Consider the following 15,636-nt stretch of genomic DNA (forward strand, 5'->3'; position numbering starts at 1 on the left):
ATTATAACTTGTGCGCAGATTGTATTTAAGTTATATTTTTACTTAATTAGGAAGATTTACTAACTAAATGATGTAAGGCCGTGATGTGATGAGTTTTAAAAGAACACCCAGTCATCAAAAATACGTTAATAAAAAAAGAATCATTCAATGCATCCAAGAATGTTCACCCATATCGAGAGCTGAAATCGCCGTTAAGCTTAAGCTAAGTAAACCGACCGTTTCCCTGGCCGTGGATGAACTTATACAGGAGAAATGGGTATTTGAGAAAGGGATAGGAGAATCCTCTTCTCAAGGTGGAAGGAGGCCTATCCAGCTCTTTTTCAATGAGAAGGCTGCCTATATCATAGGGGTTGATATTGGCGGAACGAAAGTGAAAATCGTTTTATGTGATTTAATTGGCAACATCCTTGCCGAAGCTAGTTTTTCAACAAGCACTTATTTACATTCAGGTCTTCTTAAACAAATGGCGATTGAAACGGAACGGTTAATTGCAAAGAAGCAGATTGGAAAGGACAGGATATTAGGGATGGGAGTCGGGATTCCTGGTATAACGCAAACGGCAAGCGGATTAGTCATAGAGGCACCGAGTTTAGGGTGGGTACAGTATCCGTTTATAGCCGAAGCGAAAAGGTATTTTGATTTCCCCATTTTTCTCGACAATGATGTAAACGCGGCTGCGCTTGGAGAACAATGGCTGGGTAATGCACAAAATAAGCGGAATTTACTGTTCATTGCGGTTGGCACGGGGATAGGAAGCGGCATTATCTTGAATAATCAGTTATACAGAGGGGCATCCAGTGCAGCTGGGGAAATGGGATATATGGTAACTGATAAAGAGGATATGAAGCGTGAATTCAAGCCGGTTTTCCATAGGTACGGCTATTTGGAAAGTGTCGCAGGTGGAAAATCGATTGGCGGTCAATTTACCAGAGCTGTTCTTAAGGATCCTCATCATTTTTTATTCGAACGGGCCCAATCTTCCGAACTATCGGGGGAAGATGCTTTTTTGTCCGCAAAAAAAGGAGACACGACAGCGATGGCCGTCATTAATGAAGCCATCGAACATTTAGCCTGCGGAATTGTCAATGCGGCTAGTTTGCTAAATCCAGAGGTGATTATTTTAGGAGGTGGTGTATTAAATTCATCTGAATACATTTTACCTAGAATTCGGGAGATCGTTGATCGATATCTTCCAAGTTTAGTAGAAATGAAAACTTCTCAATTGGGAGAAAACGCAGGAGTATTAGGGGCGGTTTCCCTATTCTTAAGGGAACATGATGGCATTTTGAATTTTCGTGATGAGGGGGATTATTTATGAAATATAGGAAAAAGTCGCTTGTTTCAGTTCTGGTCTTATCGGCAGCACTATTGATTTCAGGATGTAATGGTTCAGATACGAAAACGAATTCGGAGTCTGGCGGTTCCAAGGGAGAAAAAGGTGAGTTGGAAGATAAAATCGTCGTTTATTCTCCGCATGGCAAAGATATTTTATCGAAGTTCGAAAAGCAGTTCGAAGATAAATATGGTATTGATGTTGAGTGGCTTGATATGGGGTCCCAGGAAATCCTTGACCGTGTTCGATCAGAGAAAAATAATCCGCAGGCAGACGTTTGGTGGGGAGCACCTTCCACGAACTTCAATCAAGCAAAGGATGATGGGCTGCTTTCTGCTTATAAGCCTACCTATTCCGATAGTCTCGAAGAAGGATTCCACGATCCGGAATGGTATTGGACGGGAACGAGCCAGACACCGGAAGTCATCATGTATAACAGCAAAGAACTGTCAAAAGACGAAGTGCCGAAAGATTGGGATGAGCTGCTTGATCCGAAATGGAAAGATGAAATCATCATCCGCTATCCGTTGGCCTCCGGAACGATGAGGACAATTTTTTCTGCGATGATCTATCGTACGTATAAGGATACGAATGATCCCCAAGAAGGATATGACTGGTTAAAGAAGCTCGACCAGAACACGAAAGAATATTCAGCGAACCCGGAAATGATGTATAACAAGGTAGCTAAAGGTGAGGGCTCCCTTTCCGTATGGGCAATGCCGGATGTTGTCATGCTGAAAGAAAATAAAAATTATCCGTTTGAGTTCGTCATTCCAGAAAGCGGAACGCCCGTATTGACAGAAGGTATCGCCATCGTTGAAGGTGCCAAGCATCCAAAAGCGGCTGAAGCCTTTTATGAGTTTGTCAATTCACCAGAAGCCGCAAAAACTTTGGCAGAAGAATTTTACAGGATTCCGACCAGAAGTGATGTGAAGGATTTACCGGAATGGATCACGGAAACCGAAATTAAAGCGATGGATATCGATTGGAATGCATTCCAAAAAAATGGTGATGAGTGGATGAAATATTGGGACGAAAATATAAAAAGTGGAGATAAAGAAATTAAAGAATAAGGAAGTGTCGTTGGATGGCGTCAATAAAAATGGAGAATGTCCAAAAAGCCTTCGGGAAAACGATAGCTGTTGACCATTTAAATCTGGAAATCAAAGAAGGAGAGTTTTTTACCTTTCTTGGTCCAAGTGGCTGCGGTAAAACGACAACGCTTCGAATGATTGCCGGTTTTTATTATCCAACAAAAGGTATCGTCCGATTTGGCGACAAAGATATGACGCGTGTACCTCCGGAGAAAAGAAATACAGGCATGGTATTTCAAAACTATGCCCTCTTTCCCCACATGACTGTTTTTGATAATGTTGCATTTGGTTTGCGTGTGAGAAAAGTTTCTGCAGCTGACTTAAAGAGGAGAGTGCTGGATGCCCTCCAAAAGGTAAGGCTGGAGAGCTACTCGAATCGTCAAGTGAGCCAGTTGAGCGGAGGACAGCAGCAGCGTGTTGCCCTTGCAAGAGCACTGGTCATTGAACCGGAAATATTGTTGTTGGATGAGCCATTAAGTAATCTGGATGCCAAGCTTCGTGATGAAATGAGGGTAGAAATCTTAAGACTGCAGCGTGATTATAAGATTACCACCATTTATGTCACACATGATCAGGCTGAAGCATTATCCATGAGTGATCGGATCGCTGTGTTCAATTATGGTGTATGTCACCAGGTCGGGACGCCGGCAGAAATTTATAATCAGCCGGCCAATGACTTTGTGGCGAGTTTCATAGGTGAGATTAATCTATTGCCCGTTAATGTGGAAAACGTTCAACAAGAGAATATAGCGGTTACCCTTAAAAACAGTGAACAACCGTTTAAATTCAATGTACAAAATCCAGATAGGGAAGGAAATTCAATTCTGCAGACCGATAATGACCTTGCTGTTTCGATTCGTCCTGAAGCAATCAGAATTCTGGATGTGGCCGAAGAGGGAATGAATATCTTTAAAGGTAAAATCCATTCTGTCCAATTCTTTGGATCTGTTGTAAATGTCATGGTGGATGTTCAAAACGTGTTATTAAGGGTGGACGTATTTAATACTCATGAATTTGGATACTTTTATCAAGGGAAGGAAGTGCATGTCCAACTTCCTGAGAAACAGCTACGCCTTCTCCCTGTCATTAGCGGTGATGCACCATGATTAAAAATCGTGACACCAGATTGACGATTTGGCTCCTTATTCCAGTTGTATTGGTGCTCGTAGCTTATGTACTCTACCCATCATTGAGAACCTTTATAGAAAGTTTGCAAAAAGACGGATCGATATCCCTCGGAAATTATCAGGACTTCTTCGTACAGGAATCGAAAACGAACTTAGAGGCTCTATGGAATTCCGTTTATATATCCGTATTGAGTGTATTGGTCAGTGCCTTGATTGGCATTCCTCTCGCAATCATTTTTAACCGTTATGATTTTCCAGGGAGAAGCTTCTTTTCATCAGCAGCGATATTGCCGATTGTCCTTCCGTCGTTGGTGGGGGTTATGGCCTTTATGTTTTTATATGGAGAATCGGGATTAATCCCAAATGCCATTAAGGATCTGTTCGGTCTTGATAAAGTTCCATTTAAAATTGGCGGGGTATCGGGAATACTGATCGTGCATGCCTATACGATGTATGTATATTTTTATATGACCGTATCCGCTGCAATCAATAAAATTGATCCGTCCCTAGAAGAAGCTGCTTATAACTTAGGCGCAAATAAATTTAAGGTATTTTGGAAGGTGACATTTCCATTATTAACACCTGCCATCGTGGCCGCCTCTTTACTTGTTTTCATGATATCGATGGCTTCATTCAGCGCCCCGTTTTTATTGGCTGGGGGGTACAGGGTATTAAGCTTGCAAATTTATTTTTCGAAGATTAATGGTGATATGGAAATTGCCGCCACTCAATCCGTCATTCTATCCATTGTTTCGATTTCATTTCTATTATTCATGCGTTGGTATCAGAATAGGAAAGATTACCGCATGGCTTCCAAAGGAATTGGGGCACACAGGAATGAAGTGGAAAATCCGTTTATGAAATGGGTGATGGTCGTAACGGGTATCATCGGCGTAATTATTCTGCTTTTACCTCACTTTACGATTCTATTGCTTTCACTTGTGCCGGATGGAACCTGGACATTCCAAACGTACCCAACAGTATTTAATGTGGAAAATTACCGGCTATTGTTTGAAGATCCCAATATCTTTAAACCGTTACGGAATAGTTTACTGATGGCCGTAATTGCCACACTGGCAAATCTGGTGTTTGGGGTCATCGCGTCCTATGTTCTTGTCAAACGGAAATTCGTAGGGAAAAGCTTTGTTGATATTCTAGTCATGATTCCTTGGGCGTTGCCTGCAACGGTCATAGGGATGAACTTGATATTCGCATTCAATGAACCTAGCGTTTTTTCTTTCGGTCAAATATTGGTAGGAACATTTTGGATTTTGCCACTTGCCTATTTCATCAGACATATTCCACTCGTTGTCCGCTCGACTAACGCCGTTCTGGAGCAGCTCGATGACTCGATTGAGGAAGCGGCCAGAAACTTGGGGGCAAAGTGGTTTTATACCTTCAGAAAGGTCATTTTACCGATTATCATGCCTGGTGTTTTATCAGGGACATTATTGGCATTCATTGAGTCTGTAGGAGAATTTCCAACGTCAGTCTTGTTGTATACGATTTCAAACAGACCCATATCCATTGAAATCATGAATCAGCTTCGGATGTTCAATATGGGGCAGGCAGCTGCCTATGGGATGATTCAAATCACGCTTATTGTTATCGTTCTCTTTATTTCGAACAAGTTTTTTGGAATCAAAGCGGAAAAAGCTTTATAAATCGGAGGTTTAAAGATGAGTAAGCTTGAAGAATTTATCAAAAATGAAGGTAGTGTTTTTCCCGGTAAAACATATGCGGAAGAGCTTCTAATGCCAGTTTTTAATGATCAAAGAGATTACTTATTTCATGTGATGTTCGATATTCATCGAGCACATGTCATTATGCTTTCGGAACAAAAGATCATTAAAGAAGAAGAGGCGAAAACCATGCTGGATGGGATTCGGAAAGTGGCCCAAACAGATCTCACCAAGCTGACCTATCAGCCTCAATTCGAAGACTTATTTTTCATGATGGAGGCAAAGGTCGGTGAGGAAATTGGTCATGAGCTTGCAGGGAAAATTCATATCGGGCGTAGCCGTAATGATATGGGAGTTGCGATGTACCGGCTAGTTTTGAGAGGTCATCTGCTCCAATTGATTGGTTATGCAAACCAATTGAGTGAGGGATTCTTGGTGCAGGCAGAAAAACATACAGAAACATATATTACTGGTTACACACATACCCAACCGGCTCAGCCGACTACATTAGGCCATTACTTTTTAGCCATTTATGATGTTCTCCAAAGGGATATTGGCAGGTTATGGGCAGCCTTTGAAACGGTGAACCAATCCCCTCTGGGCGCGGCTGCGTTAACGACTACTGGTTTTCCAATCAGCCGGAACCGTACCGCAGAACTGCTTGGGTTCGATTCGGTTATTGAAAATTCCTATGACTCGATAGGTGGGGCCGATTATTTATTGGAAACCGCAACTGCCATCATGACGTGCATGGTCAACACTGGAAGGTGGATTCAAGATTTCCTGCAGCATGTGACAAGGGAGTTTGGTACATTTCATGTGGCAGATCCTTATGTTCAAGTGAGCAGCATCATGCCGCAAAAAAGAAACCCAGTATCAATTGAACATTCCCGTTCGATTGCAAGCAGTGCGTATGGTGACGCACTCGCTGCCATGAACATGATCCACAACACACCATTTGGTGATATCGTCGATACGGAAGATGATTTACAGCCGCATTTATATCGAGCCTTTTCGAATGCGGGCCGTGTCATGAAACTGATGTATGCCGTCATATCAACTTTGAAAGTGAATGAAGAACATACAAAGAAAATGGCAGCAAAATCTAGTATAACGGTTACTGAATTAGCGGATACCCTATCAAGAGATTACGAGATATCATTTAGAAAAGCCCATTCCATAGCCAGCCATATTGCAAAACGGTCGATAAGTGAAGGGAAAGAGCTATATGATTGGGACACACAAGACATAAACAAGATGATAAATGAATTCGTTTCAGTGAATATAGCAGAAGATGAATGGAAAAAAATAATCTCTCCCGAATACTTTGTGGAGATTAGAAGCATTCAAGGCGGGCCCAGCCCGAAAGAGGTTTTGAGGATGATTGTATATAGAAAACAAAAACTGGAACAAGAGTTGCAGGAATATAAGGATATGGTCAAAGCATTGAATGATGGAAGGAAGGCTTTAGTGGATTACTGAAGTTATCAGGTAAAAAGGAAATGAGTTTTATTAACGGGCATGGAACTCACGAGTATTTGCTCCAAATTCACGAGTAAAAGCGTGAAACTCACGAGTATTTGCTCCAAATTCACGAGTAAAAGCGTGGAACTCACGAGTATTTGCTCCAAATTCACGAGTAAAAGCGTGAAACTCACGAGTATTTGCTCCAAATTCACGAGTAAATGCATGGAACTCACGAGTATTTGCTCGAAATTCACGAGTAAATGCATGGAATTCACGAGTATTTGCTCCAAATTCACGAGTAAATGCGTGAAACTCACGAGTATTTGCTCCAAATCACGAGTAAATGCATGGAACTCACGAGTATTTGCTCCAAATTCACGAGTAAATGCATGGAACTCACGAGTATTTGCTCCAAATTCACGAGTAAAAGCGTGAAACTCACGAGTATTTGCTCCAAACTCACGAGTAAAAGCCAGAATCTCCTGAAAAGAGTATTTTTTTGTTGTCTTGGAAGCAATACGAAGCATTTTATCTGCTAACTGCGAACCTAATATAAGGCGGAATGTTAATGTCAAATAGATTTCAGTTCGGTTTCATCCTGATTTTAATAGCTTTCGTAATATCGATTACTTTTAGCTTTAACCCTAAATTATTAATACCTAAAGGATATGATTTAGCTACTGATGGTCTGGTAGTAGCCAGAACCTTGATGATTATTTTTTCGTTGTATTTATTAGTTAAAATAGGGGATTTGATTATAAACAAAAAAGAGTAGTAGTCTAAAATGAGACTTCCTATAATCAATCTTGAGAAAAAGGACATTATGCTTTGGATGTCGATTATAAAGGAAGGCTCAGTCTTTTGACTGAGCCTTCCGATGCTCTTCTAATGTTTCTTTATCCAAAATAAACAGCCAATGAGCGCTTCATATATCGTTAACGGATTTAGGTTCCAACTGAACCGCGTGCTTCCTGTAAGCAAGACTTACTGTTATCATCACAAGGAAATTGATTGCCAAGGCAATGATTCCGACATTCAAATCTTTTGCTGCTTGTGGCAAGGATGGAAACAAGGTCCCTATTGTTGAATGACTGAGTGTAATGCAGATTACGATGGCTAATCCGGTGACGATGCCGGCGATTGCGCCATATTTATTGATTGGATTATTCTTCTTCAGACTAAAGAGAAGGGAAGGGAATAGCTGTGTAATGAGACTGTATCCCATGAGAATTAATGCTGACATCGTTTCGCCGCCGTTTAAGGTGAAGTAGACGGCTATAAGGGCAATGATGGGAACAAGGAACTTTGCCAATCTTACAACGTGCCGATCGGATACTGTAGGTGCGAATTCCTTATAGACATTTTTCGCGAGCAGTGTAGCGACGCTCATCAAAAGCATGGATCCAGGCACCAATGCGGTCAGCAATCCAGCTCCGCCGATTATGCCTATGAACCATGGATCAAAGGTCTCGATCGAAAGGCGCAGCAATGAGAGGTCTGCATCTGCCCCAACGAGTCCAGGCACTTTCAATATAGCTGTAAACCCTACAAAAAAGACGAATAACAGCATGAGCGTATATAAAGGGCTGATGATGGCATTTTTTCGAAATACCTTCCCGCTGCGCGCTGAATAAACAGCGCTGAAAACTTGGGGCCACATATAGAAACCGAATACAAGCAATATTACCGTGGAGATAAACCATGAAACGCTAAGTCCCTGCTCAGGGAACTTTAGAAAACCGGGTTTTGCCGCATCAATCGCTTCAAACATCGGCTGAAATCCACCAAAGTAATGAATGGGCAGATAAATCCCTAAGAATCCTATAATGGCAATCATCATGATATCTTTAATGACTGCTGTCCAAACTGAACCGTGTATACCGGATATCATCACATAAATGGTAAGGCTGATTGCCCCCATCCAAACCGCTGCAGACATTGAGATGGCACCATAAGAAGCTTCTGAGACAATGATCCCCAAACCTTTCAGCTGCACGACGATCACTGGAATCATCGACACCACACCGACAAGCGCAGCCAAAATTCCTAAACTAGGACTCTTATATTTGCTTACAAAGAAATCGGATTGAGACATCAGTTTATTTTCTTTGGCATATTTCCATATTTCCGGAAGGAGCCAATAGGATAATACGTAAGACAAAGTAATGTAAATAAGAACATATAGAGCGGGTGCGCCCTTGCCATAAGCCCAGCCGCTGCCGCCAAGGAAGGAGAAGGTCGTATAGATTTCCCCAGCCATCAGCAGAAAGACGAATATTGCACCAAAACCACGTCCGCCCACCGTCCATTGTTCCAAGTCCATATCTTTTCCTTTTGAAGAGCGAATGCCTAAAAATATCGACAGAAGTAAAAATGCTAAAATGATTAAGAGAGCAATATTCATTCCTGGTCACCTTCCCGATTCCTGGGATCCAGCTTATACATGATGCCCAAGATGCCAGAGGTAAGGACCACCCACATAGCCATCCAGAACATATTGAAAGGCATCCCTAATACATAAGGTTCTATTCTATTAACAAAAGGTAGAAATCCTAGTATGCCTATGAAAGGAACTAGAGTAAGGATATATATATTCTTCATTAAACAAACCCCTCCGTATTAAATAAAGTGAAACGTCCACCAATGGGGTTTTTCTTCAATGCCACTGATGGATGGGTGAACCAAACGGGGAAGGGAAATTCATACATGATTGATTTCCCTTCTTTTACAAGTTCCGATGATATATATTAGCTTACACTATTTCGATATAAAATTTAATGTGGTTGCTTGATATATTTTTAGCAACCGAGTCCACTGATGGAAAGTTGAAGTGTTTGTTGAAATGGATAAAGCCTTGAATTCATATTGATTTCAAGGCTTTATCCGTTTTCTATCTTTTTTTCTGGTAGTTATATAGTATCACCAAGAGTATGAACCAGATTGGCGTCATGAGCAGTGATAGCCGTGTAGCTTCAGCGAATAGCATAACGATAAGGATGAACAGGAATAATCCTAAAATGACGTAATTGATAAAGGGTGTAAAAGGAGCCTTGAAAGTTGATGCGGCTCTTAGGTCAGGCCTTGTTTTCGAATATTTGATATGGGAGATCAAGATTATGCTCCATACCCATATGAAACAGATGGCACTGATGGTCGTCACAACGGTAAATGCCTGTTCCGGTATCAGTTTGCTTAATAATGCCCCAAGTGATACAACGATTGTTGATGTAAACAAGGCATTGCTTGGAACAGCCTGTTTATTTAATTTTTCCAGTTTAGCAGGGGCTTCGCCACTCCTGCTTAACGTATAGAGTATTCGGCTTGTTGAAAATAAACCGCTGTTGCATGCAGAAGCAGCAGATGTCAAAACGACGAAGTTGATGATCCCTGCAGCTACAGGAATGCCGATTAACGCAAAGACCTCTACAAATGGGCTGCTCGTGGAATCCAGTTGAGTCCATGGGTTGACGCAGAGAATGACGAATATGGCACCCACATAGAAAAGTAAAATCCGGACAGGGATTTTATTAATGGCAGACGGAATGTTCTTTCTCGGGTTCGCCGTTTCTGCTGCGGAAACCCCGACCAATTCGACACCTACAAAGGAGAAGACGACCAACTGTAAAGATAACAGGAATCCGGAAATGCCATTGGGGAACATGCCTCCATGATTCCATAGGTTCGTTAGGGAAACCGTTCCGGTATTGGTATTGAAGCCGATGATCAATAAGATGATACCTACGATAATCAAGGCGATGATCGTGATTACTTTAATGATGGCAAACCAGAATTCCAATTCGCCAAATAACTTAACGGTCAATAGGTTCAATCCTAACAGGATGACCAGGCATATTAGAGCCGGAATCCATTGAGGGATATCGAACCAGTATTGTATATAGACACCGACAGCTATGATATCGGCCATTGCGGTCATGATCCAACAGAACCAATAGGTCCAACCGGTCACGAAGCCAGCCCATGGACCGACATATTCGGTTGCGAATTCAGTGAATGACGTATACCCTGCATTGGATAAGAGCAATTCGCCTAGGGCCCTCATCACAAAAAACAAAGCAATCCCTATTATCAGATAGGAGAAGATGATGGATGGACCTGCCAATTGTATGGCTTTTCCGGATCCTAAAAATAAACCGGTACCAATTGTTCCTCCTATTGCAATCAGTTGTACATGACGATTTTTTAAATCTCTTTTTAATTCTTGTTTAGCCAATTCGTACGCCCCCGTCTTTTATGGTCTTGATAGTGAATGATTTCAAACCTGCTTGGTCTTGGAGAGAGGGACGTGATTTTTCGCCCAGCTTGCATTTCCCAATGGCTTTTTTCACGAGTGTTGTTTCCGTCCAATCACAAAGTGGACAATAAAAAAAGAGATTGGATAATACCAATCTCTTAAAGGGTTCAGAATAACAATTTATCATTCGTTACTCTTCTGTCCTTTTGCCTGAGATTGTGAATCCTTCGGCGCTGCATCTTGTACAGTCTCTCCAGAAGCTGCTCCTGCTATAGTGTCATCCATAGCGTTCATCGCTTGCTTGTATGCGGTTGTGTGAAAATGTCAGTCAGTGATAATCTTCCACTGCTAAATCATTCATTATACTTATAAAATAATATTGGAATTCTATCATTTATTTTTTCGGAGGTCAACAAATTTTTGCATTTACAACACTTCTTGAAATGGTTTAAATTTTTATAAACATTCACTTGCGAAGGTTTGAATGGGCTCCAATCAGAAGTGATTGTTTCCTGCTCTTTTTGTACTATCACTATTATAAAATACTGATCATCACTTTTTTAAAATGATAATTTTTGATTGGGAATATCAACAAGATATTTTTGGCAACTGTTTATTTGAAAAATACATTTGTATTTTTACAGAATATTTACTATTATAAGATAAGAAAACAAAATTAAAGTGTTATGCAAATGATTAGGATAAAGCATTTTTAACCGCAATAATAATAGAGAGTCGATTGGTGGAAAGGATATTAATATCCTTTCCGCTAATATTGCATCTGGGGGAGTTAAACATGTCAAATAAGGAATTAAAGAGAGGGCTGGAGGCACGTCATATTCAAATGATAGCCTTGGGCGGAACCATCGGGGTTGGGTTATTCATGGGATCGGCGAGCACGATCAAATGGACTGGGCCCTCTGTAATGCTCGCTTATGCCATCGCAGGTATATTTATATTTTTCATCATGCGCTCTATGGGGGAGATGCTATATTTAGAACCGACTACAGGTTCTTTTGCAACCTTTGCGAGCAGCTATATACATCCTTTGGCTGGTTATATGACTGCTTGGAGCAATTGGTTTCAATGGGTAATCGTCGGAATGTCCGAAATCATCGCCGTTGGAATGTATATGCAGTATTGGTTCCCGGAGTTACCGGCTTGGATACCAGGTGTGGTCGCCATGATCATCTTGGGGGCGGCAAACCTCATTTCCGTAAAATCTTTCGGGGAATTTGAGTTTTGGTTTGCGCTTATAAAAATAATTACGATTGTATTGATGATCATTGCCGGTTTTGGCCTTATTTTCTTTGGCATAGGGAATGGGGGGGATGCGATTGGATTATCGAATCTTTGGGCAAATGGCGGCTTCTTTACGGGAGGTTGGACAGGATTCTTCTTTGCGCTTTCCCTTGTCGTGGCTTCCTATCAAGGCGTTGAGCTTATCGGCATCACAGCCGGAGAAGCGAAAGATCCAACAAAGACCGTAACAAAAGCGATCCAATCAATCATATGGCGCATTCTAATTTTCTATATTGGCGCTATCTTCGTCATCGTGACGGTTTATCCTTGGGATAAACTGGATGACATCGGAAGTCCATTCGTTTCAACCTTTGCTAAAATCGGTATCACTGCAGCGGCAGGCATCATTAACTTTGTCGTAATCACTGCCGCAATGTCTGGATGCAACAGTGGGATTTTCAGTGCAGGGCGTATGCTTTACACTCTAGCATTGAATGGCCAAGCTCCTAAAATCTTTGCAAAAGTATCTAAAAATGGAGTGCCGGCATATTGTACGATTGCTGTATTATTAGGATTGGGCATCGGGGTTATCCTGAATTACCTTGCACCGCCGCAATTATTCCTTTATGTGTACAGTGCGAGTGTTTTACCCGGGATGATTCCATGGTTTGTCTTACTTATCAGTGAGCTTAAATTCAGAAAGGTAAATGCTGTTGAAATGGAAAAACATCCGTTCAAAATGCCGTTGGCCCCTTACAGTAACTATGCGACAATTGCCTTTTTACTGATGGTGCTGGTTGGTATGTGGGTCAATCCGAGTACCCGGATTTCCTTGATTGTCGGGATCGTTTTCCTAGTCTTGGTCGCAGCGAGTTATTACCTGCTGAAAATGGATAAACGAACTCCATTGGATGTTAAATCCGATGATGAGATTTCTGGATAAGGTACGAAAGCATAAAGCGTTAAAATACTTTTTAAAAAGCCCTTCTCTTGATCGAGAGGGGCTTTTTTTTTTGTGCGCCCGGCATGGGTGCAATCTATAGGGTGAAAGTCCCGAACCATGAAGGCAGTAGTAGTGGTTAGCTTAATGCAAGGGTGTCCACGGTGACGTGGAATCTGAAGGAAGCAAGCGGCAAACCTCCGGTCTGAGGAACACGAACTTCATATAAGGCTAGGTATCATTGGATGAGTTTGCGAAACAAAACAAAGTCCTTACTGCCGAAGGTGGTACAGAGTAAATGAAGCAGATAGTTGGAGGGAAAGATTGCACTCTTACCCGGGGAGGTCTGATGACAGCCAAGTACACTTGGTAACCTGTCCAGTGATGGACAGCTGAATCATCAGAAGTCAGCAGAGGTCATAGTACTTGTCTACTCGAGAAGATAAGGAAGGACCGAACAGATTAAGGAGGATGAATACTAGGCGTTCGTTATCTGCGAAGAAGCAAACAATTCCTAACGGAACTTATTTGAAGGAAGAAGTGGTGAATACACGGGGAACTTCAAAAGGGTGGAGCAGATAAAGGCACAAATAGACCATTTATCCACGTAGAAAGGATATCAACGATGTTAATGGAACAGATACTAGAGAGGGAAAACTTAATACAGGCATTGAAGCGTGTAGAAAGAAATAAGGGAAGCCATGGTGTAGATGGAATGCCGGTTCAAAACCTGAGACCGCACCTCGCAACTGAATGGTACAACATGAAAACTGCCCTTTTACAGGGTACCTATCAACCGCAGCCCGTCCGTCGTATCGAAATCCCGAAACCAAACGGCGGAGTTCGGCTATTGGGTATTCCAACCGTTCTAGACCGTTTCATTCAACAAGCCATTGCCCAAATATTGACCAAGATATATGACTCAACCTTTTCGGAGAATAGCTATGGATTTCGCCCTAACAAACAAGGGCACCAGGCGGTTCGAAAGGCAAAGTCCTATATAACCGAAGGTTATACATGGGTAGTGGATATGGACTTGGAGAAGTTCTTCGATAAAGTGAATCATGACAAGCTCATGGGAATGTTAGAGCGGAAAATTGAAGATAAACGAATTCTCAAACTGATTCGTAAATTCCTTCAAGCAGGCATTATGATAGGCGGACTTTTTCATAAAAGTGAGGAGGGAACTCCGCAAGGAGGCCCGTTAAGTCCTTTATTATCTAATATAATGTTAGACGATTTAGATAAAGAACTAGAGAAACGCAATCTTCGATTCGTAAGGTATGCGGATGACAGTACTATCTTTGTGAAGACACGAAAAGCCGCCAAACGTGCAATGGGAAATATCTCAAGCTTCATTGAAAATAAACTGAAGCTAAAGGTCAACTACGAGAAGTCGAAGTATGATCGCCCTTGGAACAGAACGTTTCTCGGTTTTAGTTTCACGAAGTCAAAGAAGAACCCGAAGGTTCTACTGGCTAAACAAACGGTGAAGAGAGTAAAGAAACGAATCAGGGAAATGACCTTGAGAAAATTACCGAAACCCATGAAACTCCGAATAAATAAGTTAAAGCAATACCTTAGAGGTTGGATGGGTTATTTCGCCCTCATTGATACTCCGAACGTATTGAAGAATTTAGATTCATGGATTCGAAGAAGACTCAGGATGTGCCTATGGAAGCAATGGAAATTGCCAAGAACGAGAGTGAGGAAACTCAAAGGATTAGGCGTCCCAATTGGAAAAGCATATGAATGGGGAAATAGTAGAAAGGGTTATTGGCGCATAGCGCATAGTCCTATTCTAGACAAAACCCTTAATAATGTTTATTGGCACCACCAAGGGTTAGTAAATCTATATGAACGATATACAAAACTACGTCAGACTTAAACTGAACCGCCGTATACCGAACGGTATGTACGGTGGTGTGAGAGGTCGGAGGCTAGGCGCCTCCTCCTACTCGATTGCCTTTGTGGATCAATTGTTGGAAATCACGAGTAAAGCTGAAGAATTAACGAGTGAACCTGCGATGAATCATTTTCTGGAAAATACTCCAAATGAAAATGCAGCAATTTGGCACCAATCCATACGGGTCGCTGGTCGTGCGGACCCAAATGAAACGGCTTTTTATTATCGGGATGCCATCATCGCCCGGGAGTATCTGGCTACATGGACCAATCCAGAAGAAGAGCGGGAAAACATCCAGTGGATCAAGGAACTTAAATGCGCTTTGGCTTCATATAATTGGCCGGATACTCTCATCAAAAATTGGCCAACTGCGTACTATGGAGAAAAATTCAAACGGCTTCGAGAAGTGAAAACGAGGTATGTAAGATCCATACAATACGTTTAAGTTCCCTCAAAGCATACCCCCATTAAATAAGTGGTGTTGAAAAGGCTTGGTTGGACCAAAAACATCCGTTATAAAAAGGCCTATTCCTAAATTTGGATATAGGCCTCTTTCATCTTGTTTTGAATCAATTAATCGAGATAATACCTAA

15 protein-coding genes and 1 riboswitch are annotated in these 15,636 nt (G+C 41.7%); of the genes, 9 read left to right on the forward strand and 6 right to left on the reverse strand.

The features are described 5' to 3' along the window. Positions 1 to 88: 88 nt before the first annotated feature. Genes ABIE66_RS03230 through argH form a run of 5 tightly spaced genes read left to right on the forward strand, consistent with a single transcriptional unit; the run spans position 89 to position 6,718 of the window. Positions 89 to 1,318 carry an ROK family transcriptional regulator gene (locus ABIE66_RS03230; protein WP_370013828.1) on the forward strand — a complete coding sequence of 410 codons (1,230 nt, stop codon included), beginning with the start codon at positions 89 to 91 and terminating at the stop codon, positions 1,316 to 1,318. Continuing rightward, positions 1,315 to 2,406, forward strand: a complete 1,092-nt coding sequence (locus tag ABIE66_RS03235) for an extracellular solute-binding protein (RefSeq protein WP_370013829.1) — start codon at positions 1,315 to 1,317, stop codon at positions 2,404 to 2,406. Before ABIE66_RS03230 ends, ABIE66_RS03235 begins: the two co-directional genes overlap by 4 nt. Positions 2,407 to 2,420: 14 nt before the next feature. Further along, a complete protein-coding gene (locus tag ABIE66_RS03240; RefSeq protein ID WP_370013830.1) occupies positions 2,421 to 3,533 on the forward strand; it encodes an ABC transporter ATP-binding protein in 1,113 nt (370 codons plus the stop codon). Beyond that, a complete protein-coding gene (locus tag ABIE66_RS03245; RefSeq protein WP_289323678.1) occupies positions 3,530 to 5,218 on the forward strand; it encodes an ABC transporter permease in 1,689 nt (562 codons plus the stop codon). Before ABIE66_RS03240 ends, ABIE66_RS03245 begins: the two co-directional genes overlap by 4 nt. A 15-nt stretch (positions 5,219 to 5,233) precedes the next feature. Further along, on the forward strand, positions 5,234 to 6,718 hold the full coding sequence (gene argH, locus ABIE66_RS03250) for an argininosuccinate lyase (RefSeq protein ID WP_370013831.1): 1,485 nt from the start codon (positions 5,234 to 5,236) through the stop codon (positions 6,716 to 6,718). 5 nt (positions 6,719 to 6,723) lie between these two features. Here argH and ABIE66_RS03255 read toward each other — a convergent pair whose 3' ends face one another. Further along, positions 6,724 to 7,035, reverse strand: a complete 312-nt coding sequence (locus ABIE66_RS03255; protein WP_370013832.1) for a hypothetical protein — start codon at positions 7,033 to 7,035, stop codon at positions 6,724 to 6,726. Continuing rightward, complete coding sequence (locus tag ABIE66_RS03260; RefSeq protein ID WP_370013833.1) at positions 7,017 to 7,220, reverse strand: hypothetical protein; 204 nt, start codon at positions 7,218 to 7,220, stop codon at positions 7,017 to 7,019. Before ABIE66_RS03260 ends, ABIE66_RS03255 begins: the two co-directional genes overlap by 19 nt. A gap of 51 nt (positions 7,221 to 7,271) precedes the next feature. Here ABIE66_RS03260 and ABIE66_RS03265 point away from each other — a divergent pair, with 51 nt between their 5' ends. After that, entirely contained in the window at positions 7,272 to 7,478 is a 207-nt protein-coding gene (locus tag ABIE66_RS03265; RefSeq protein ID WP_370013834.1) for a hypothetical protein, read from the forward strand. A gap of 150 nt (positions 7,479 to 7,628) precedes the next feature. Here ABIE66_RS03265 and ABIE66_RS03270 read toward each other — a convergent pair whose 3' ends face one another. From ABIE66_RS03270 to ABIE66_RS03285, 4 genes are all read right to left on the reverse strand, one after another. Continuing rightward, entirely contained in the window at positions 7,629 to 9,107 is a 1,479-nt protein-coding gene (locus ABIE66_RS03270; protein WP_370013835.1) for a sodium:solute symporter family protein, read from the reverse strand. After that, the gene (locus ABIE66_RS03275) at positions 9,104 to 9,304 is read right to left on the reverse strand and encodes a DUF3311 domain-containing protein (protein ID WP_370013836.1); all 201 of its coding nucleotides are present in this window, start codon (positions 9,302 to 9,304) and stop codon (positions 9,104 to 9,106) included. Before ABIE66_RS03275 ends, ABIE66_RS03270 begins: the two co-directional genes overlap by 4 nt. A gap of 289 nt (positions 9,305 to 9,593) precedes the next feature. Continuing rightward, positions 9,594 to 10,934 (reverse strand): amino acid permease, encoded by a 1,341-nt coding sequence (locus ABIE66_RS03280; protein WP_370013837.1) that lies wholly within the window; start codon positions 10,932 to 10,934, stop codon positions 9,594 to 9,596. Continuing rightward, positions 10,927 to 11,142 carry a hypothetical protein gene (locus tag ABIE66_RS03285; RefSeq protein WP_370013838.1) on the reverse strand — a complete coding sequence of 72 codons (216 nt, stop codon included), beginning with the start codon at positions 11,140 to 11,142 and terminating at the stop codon, positions 10,927 to 10,929. Before ABIE66_RS03285 ends, ABIE66_RS03280 begins: the two co-directional genes overlap by 8 nt. Position 11,143: 1 nt before the next feature. Then, a riboswitch (glycine riboswitch) is annotated at positions 11,144 to 11,222 on the reverse strand. Positions 11,223 to 11,751: 529 nt separating this feature from the next. On the opposite strand from ABIE66_RS03285, the gene ABIE66_RS03290 reads away from it, so the two are divergent. From ABIE66_RS03290 to ABIE66_RS03300, 3 genes are all read left to right on the forward strand, one after another. Then, positions 11,752 to 13,140 carry an amino acid permease gene (locus tag ABIE66_RS03290; RefSeq protein WP_370013839.1) on the forward strand — a complete coding sequence of 463 codons (1,389 nt, stop codon included), beginning with the start codon at positions 11,752 to 11,754 and terminating at the stop codon, positions 13,138 to 13,140. Positions 13,141 to 13,762: 622 nt separating this feature from the next. After that, entirely contained in the window at positions 13,763 to 15,025 is a 1,263-nt protein-coding gene (gene ltrA / locus ABIE66_RS03295; protein ID WP_370013841.1) for a group II intron reverse transcriptase/maturase, read from the forward strand. Further along, complete coding sequence (locus ABIE66_RS03300; RefSeq protein WP_370013842.1) at positions 14,994 to 15,488, forward strand: BBE domain-containing protein; 495 nt, start codon at positions 14,994 to 14,996, stop codon at positions 15,486 to 15,488. Before ltrA ends, ABIE66_RS03300 begins: the two co-directional genes overlap by 32 nt. Positions 15,489 to 15,636 lie beyond the last annotated feature (148 nt).

Source organism: Peribacillus sp. B2I2 (assembly GCF_041261685.1).
In the GTDB taxonomy this organism is placed as follows: domain Bacteria; phylum Bacillota; class Bacilli; order Bacillales; family DSM-1321; genus Peribacillus.

Bases quoted from the DNA above. Each gene is read 5' to 3' on its own strand.
- ABIE66_RS03230 (WP_370013828.1), top strand. From the start codon at position 89: ATGAGTTTTAAAAGAACACCCAGTCATCAAAAATACGTTAATAAAAAA.
- ABIE66_RS03235 (WP_370013829.1), top strand. From the start codon at position 1,315: ATGAAATATAGGAAAAAGTCGCTTGTTTCAGTTCTGGTCTTATCGGCA.
- ABIE66_RS03240 (WP_370013830.1), top strand. From the start codon at position 2,421: ATGGCGTCAATAAAAATGGAGAATGTCCAAAAAGCCTTCGGGAAAACG.
- ABIE66_RS03245 (WP_289323678.1), top strand. From the start codon at position 3,530: ATGATTAAAAATCGTGACACCAGATTGACGATTTGGCTCCTTATTCCA.
- argH (WP_370013831.1), top strand. From the start codon at position 5,234: ATGAGTAAGCTTGAAGAATTTATCAAAAATGAAGGTAGTGTTTTTCCC.
- ABIE66_RS03265 (WP_370013834.1), top strand. From the start codon at position 7,272: ATGTCAAATAGATTTCAGTTCGGTTTCATCCTGATTTTAATAGCTTTC.
- ABIE66_RS03270 (WP_370013835.1), bottom strand. From the start codon at position 9,107: ATGAATATTGCTCTCTTAATCATTTTAGCATTTTTACTTCTGTCGATA.
- ABIE66_RS03275 (WP_370013836.1), bottom strand. From the start codon at position 9,304: ATGAAGAATATATATATCCTTACTCTAGTTCCTTTCATAGGCATACTA.
- ABIE66_RS03285 (WP_370013838.1), bottom strand. From the start codon at position 11,142: ATGATAAATTGTTATTCTGAACCCTTTAAGAGATTGGTATTATCCAAT.
- ABIE66_RS03290 (WP_370013839.1), top strand. From the start codon at position 11,752: ATGTCAAATAAGGAATTAAAGAGAGGGCTGGAGGCACGTCATATTCAA.
- ltrA (WP_370013841.1), top strand. From the start codon at position 13,763: ATGTTAATGGAACAGATACTAGAGAGGGAAAACTTAATACAGGCATTG.
- ABIE66_RS03300 (WP_370013842.1), top strand. From the start codon at position 14,994: ATGAACGATATACAAAACTACGTCAGACTTAAACTGAACCGCCGTATA.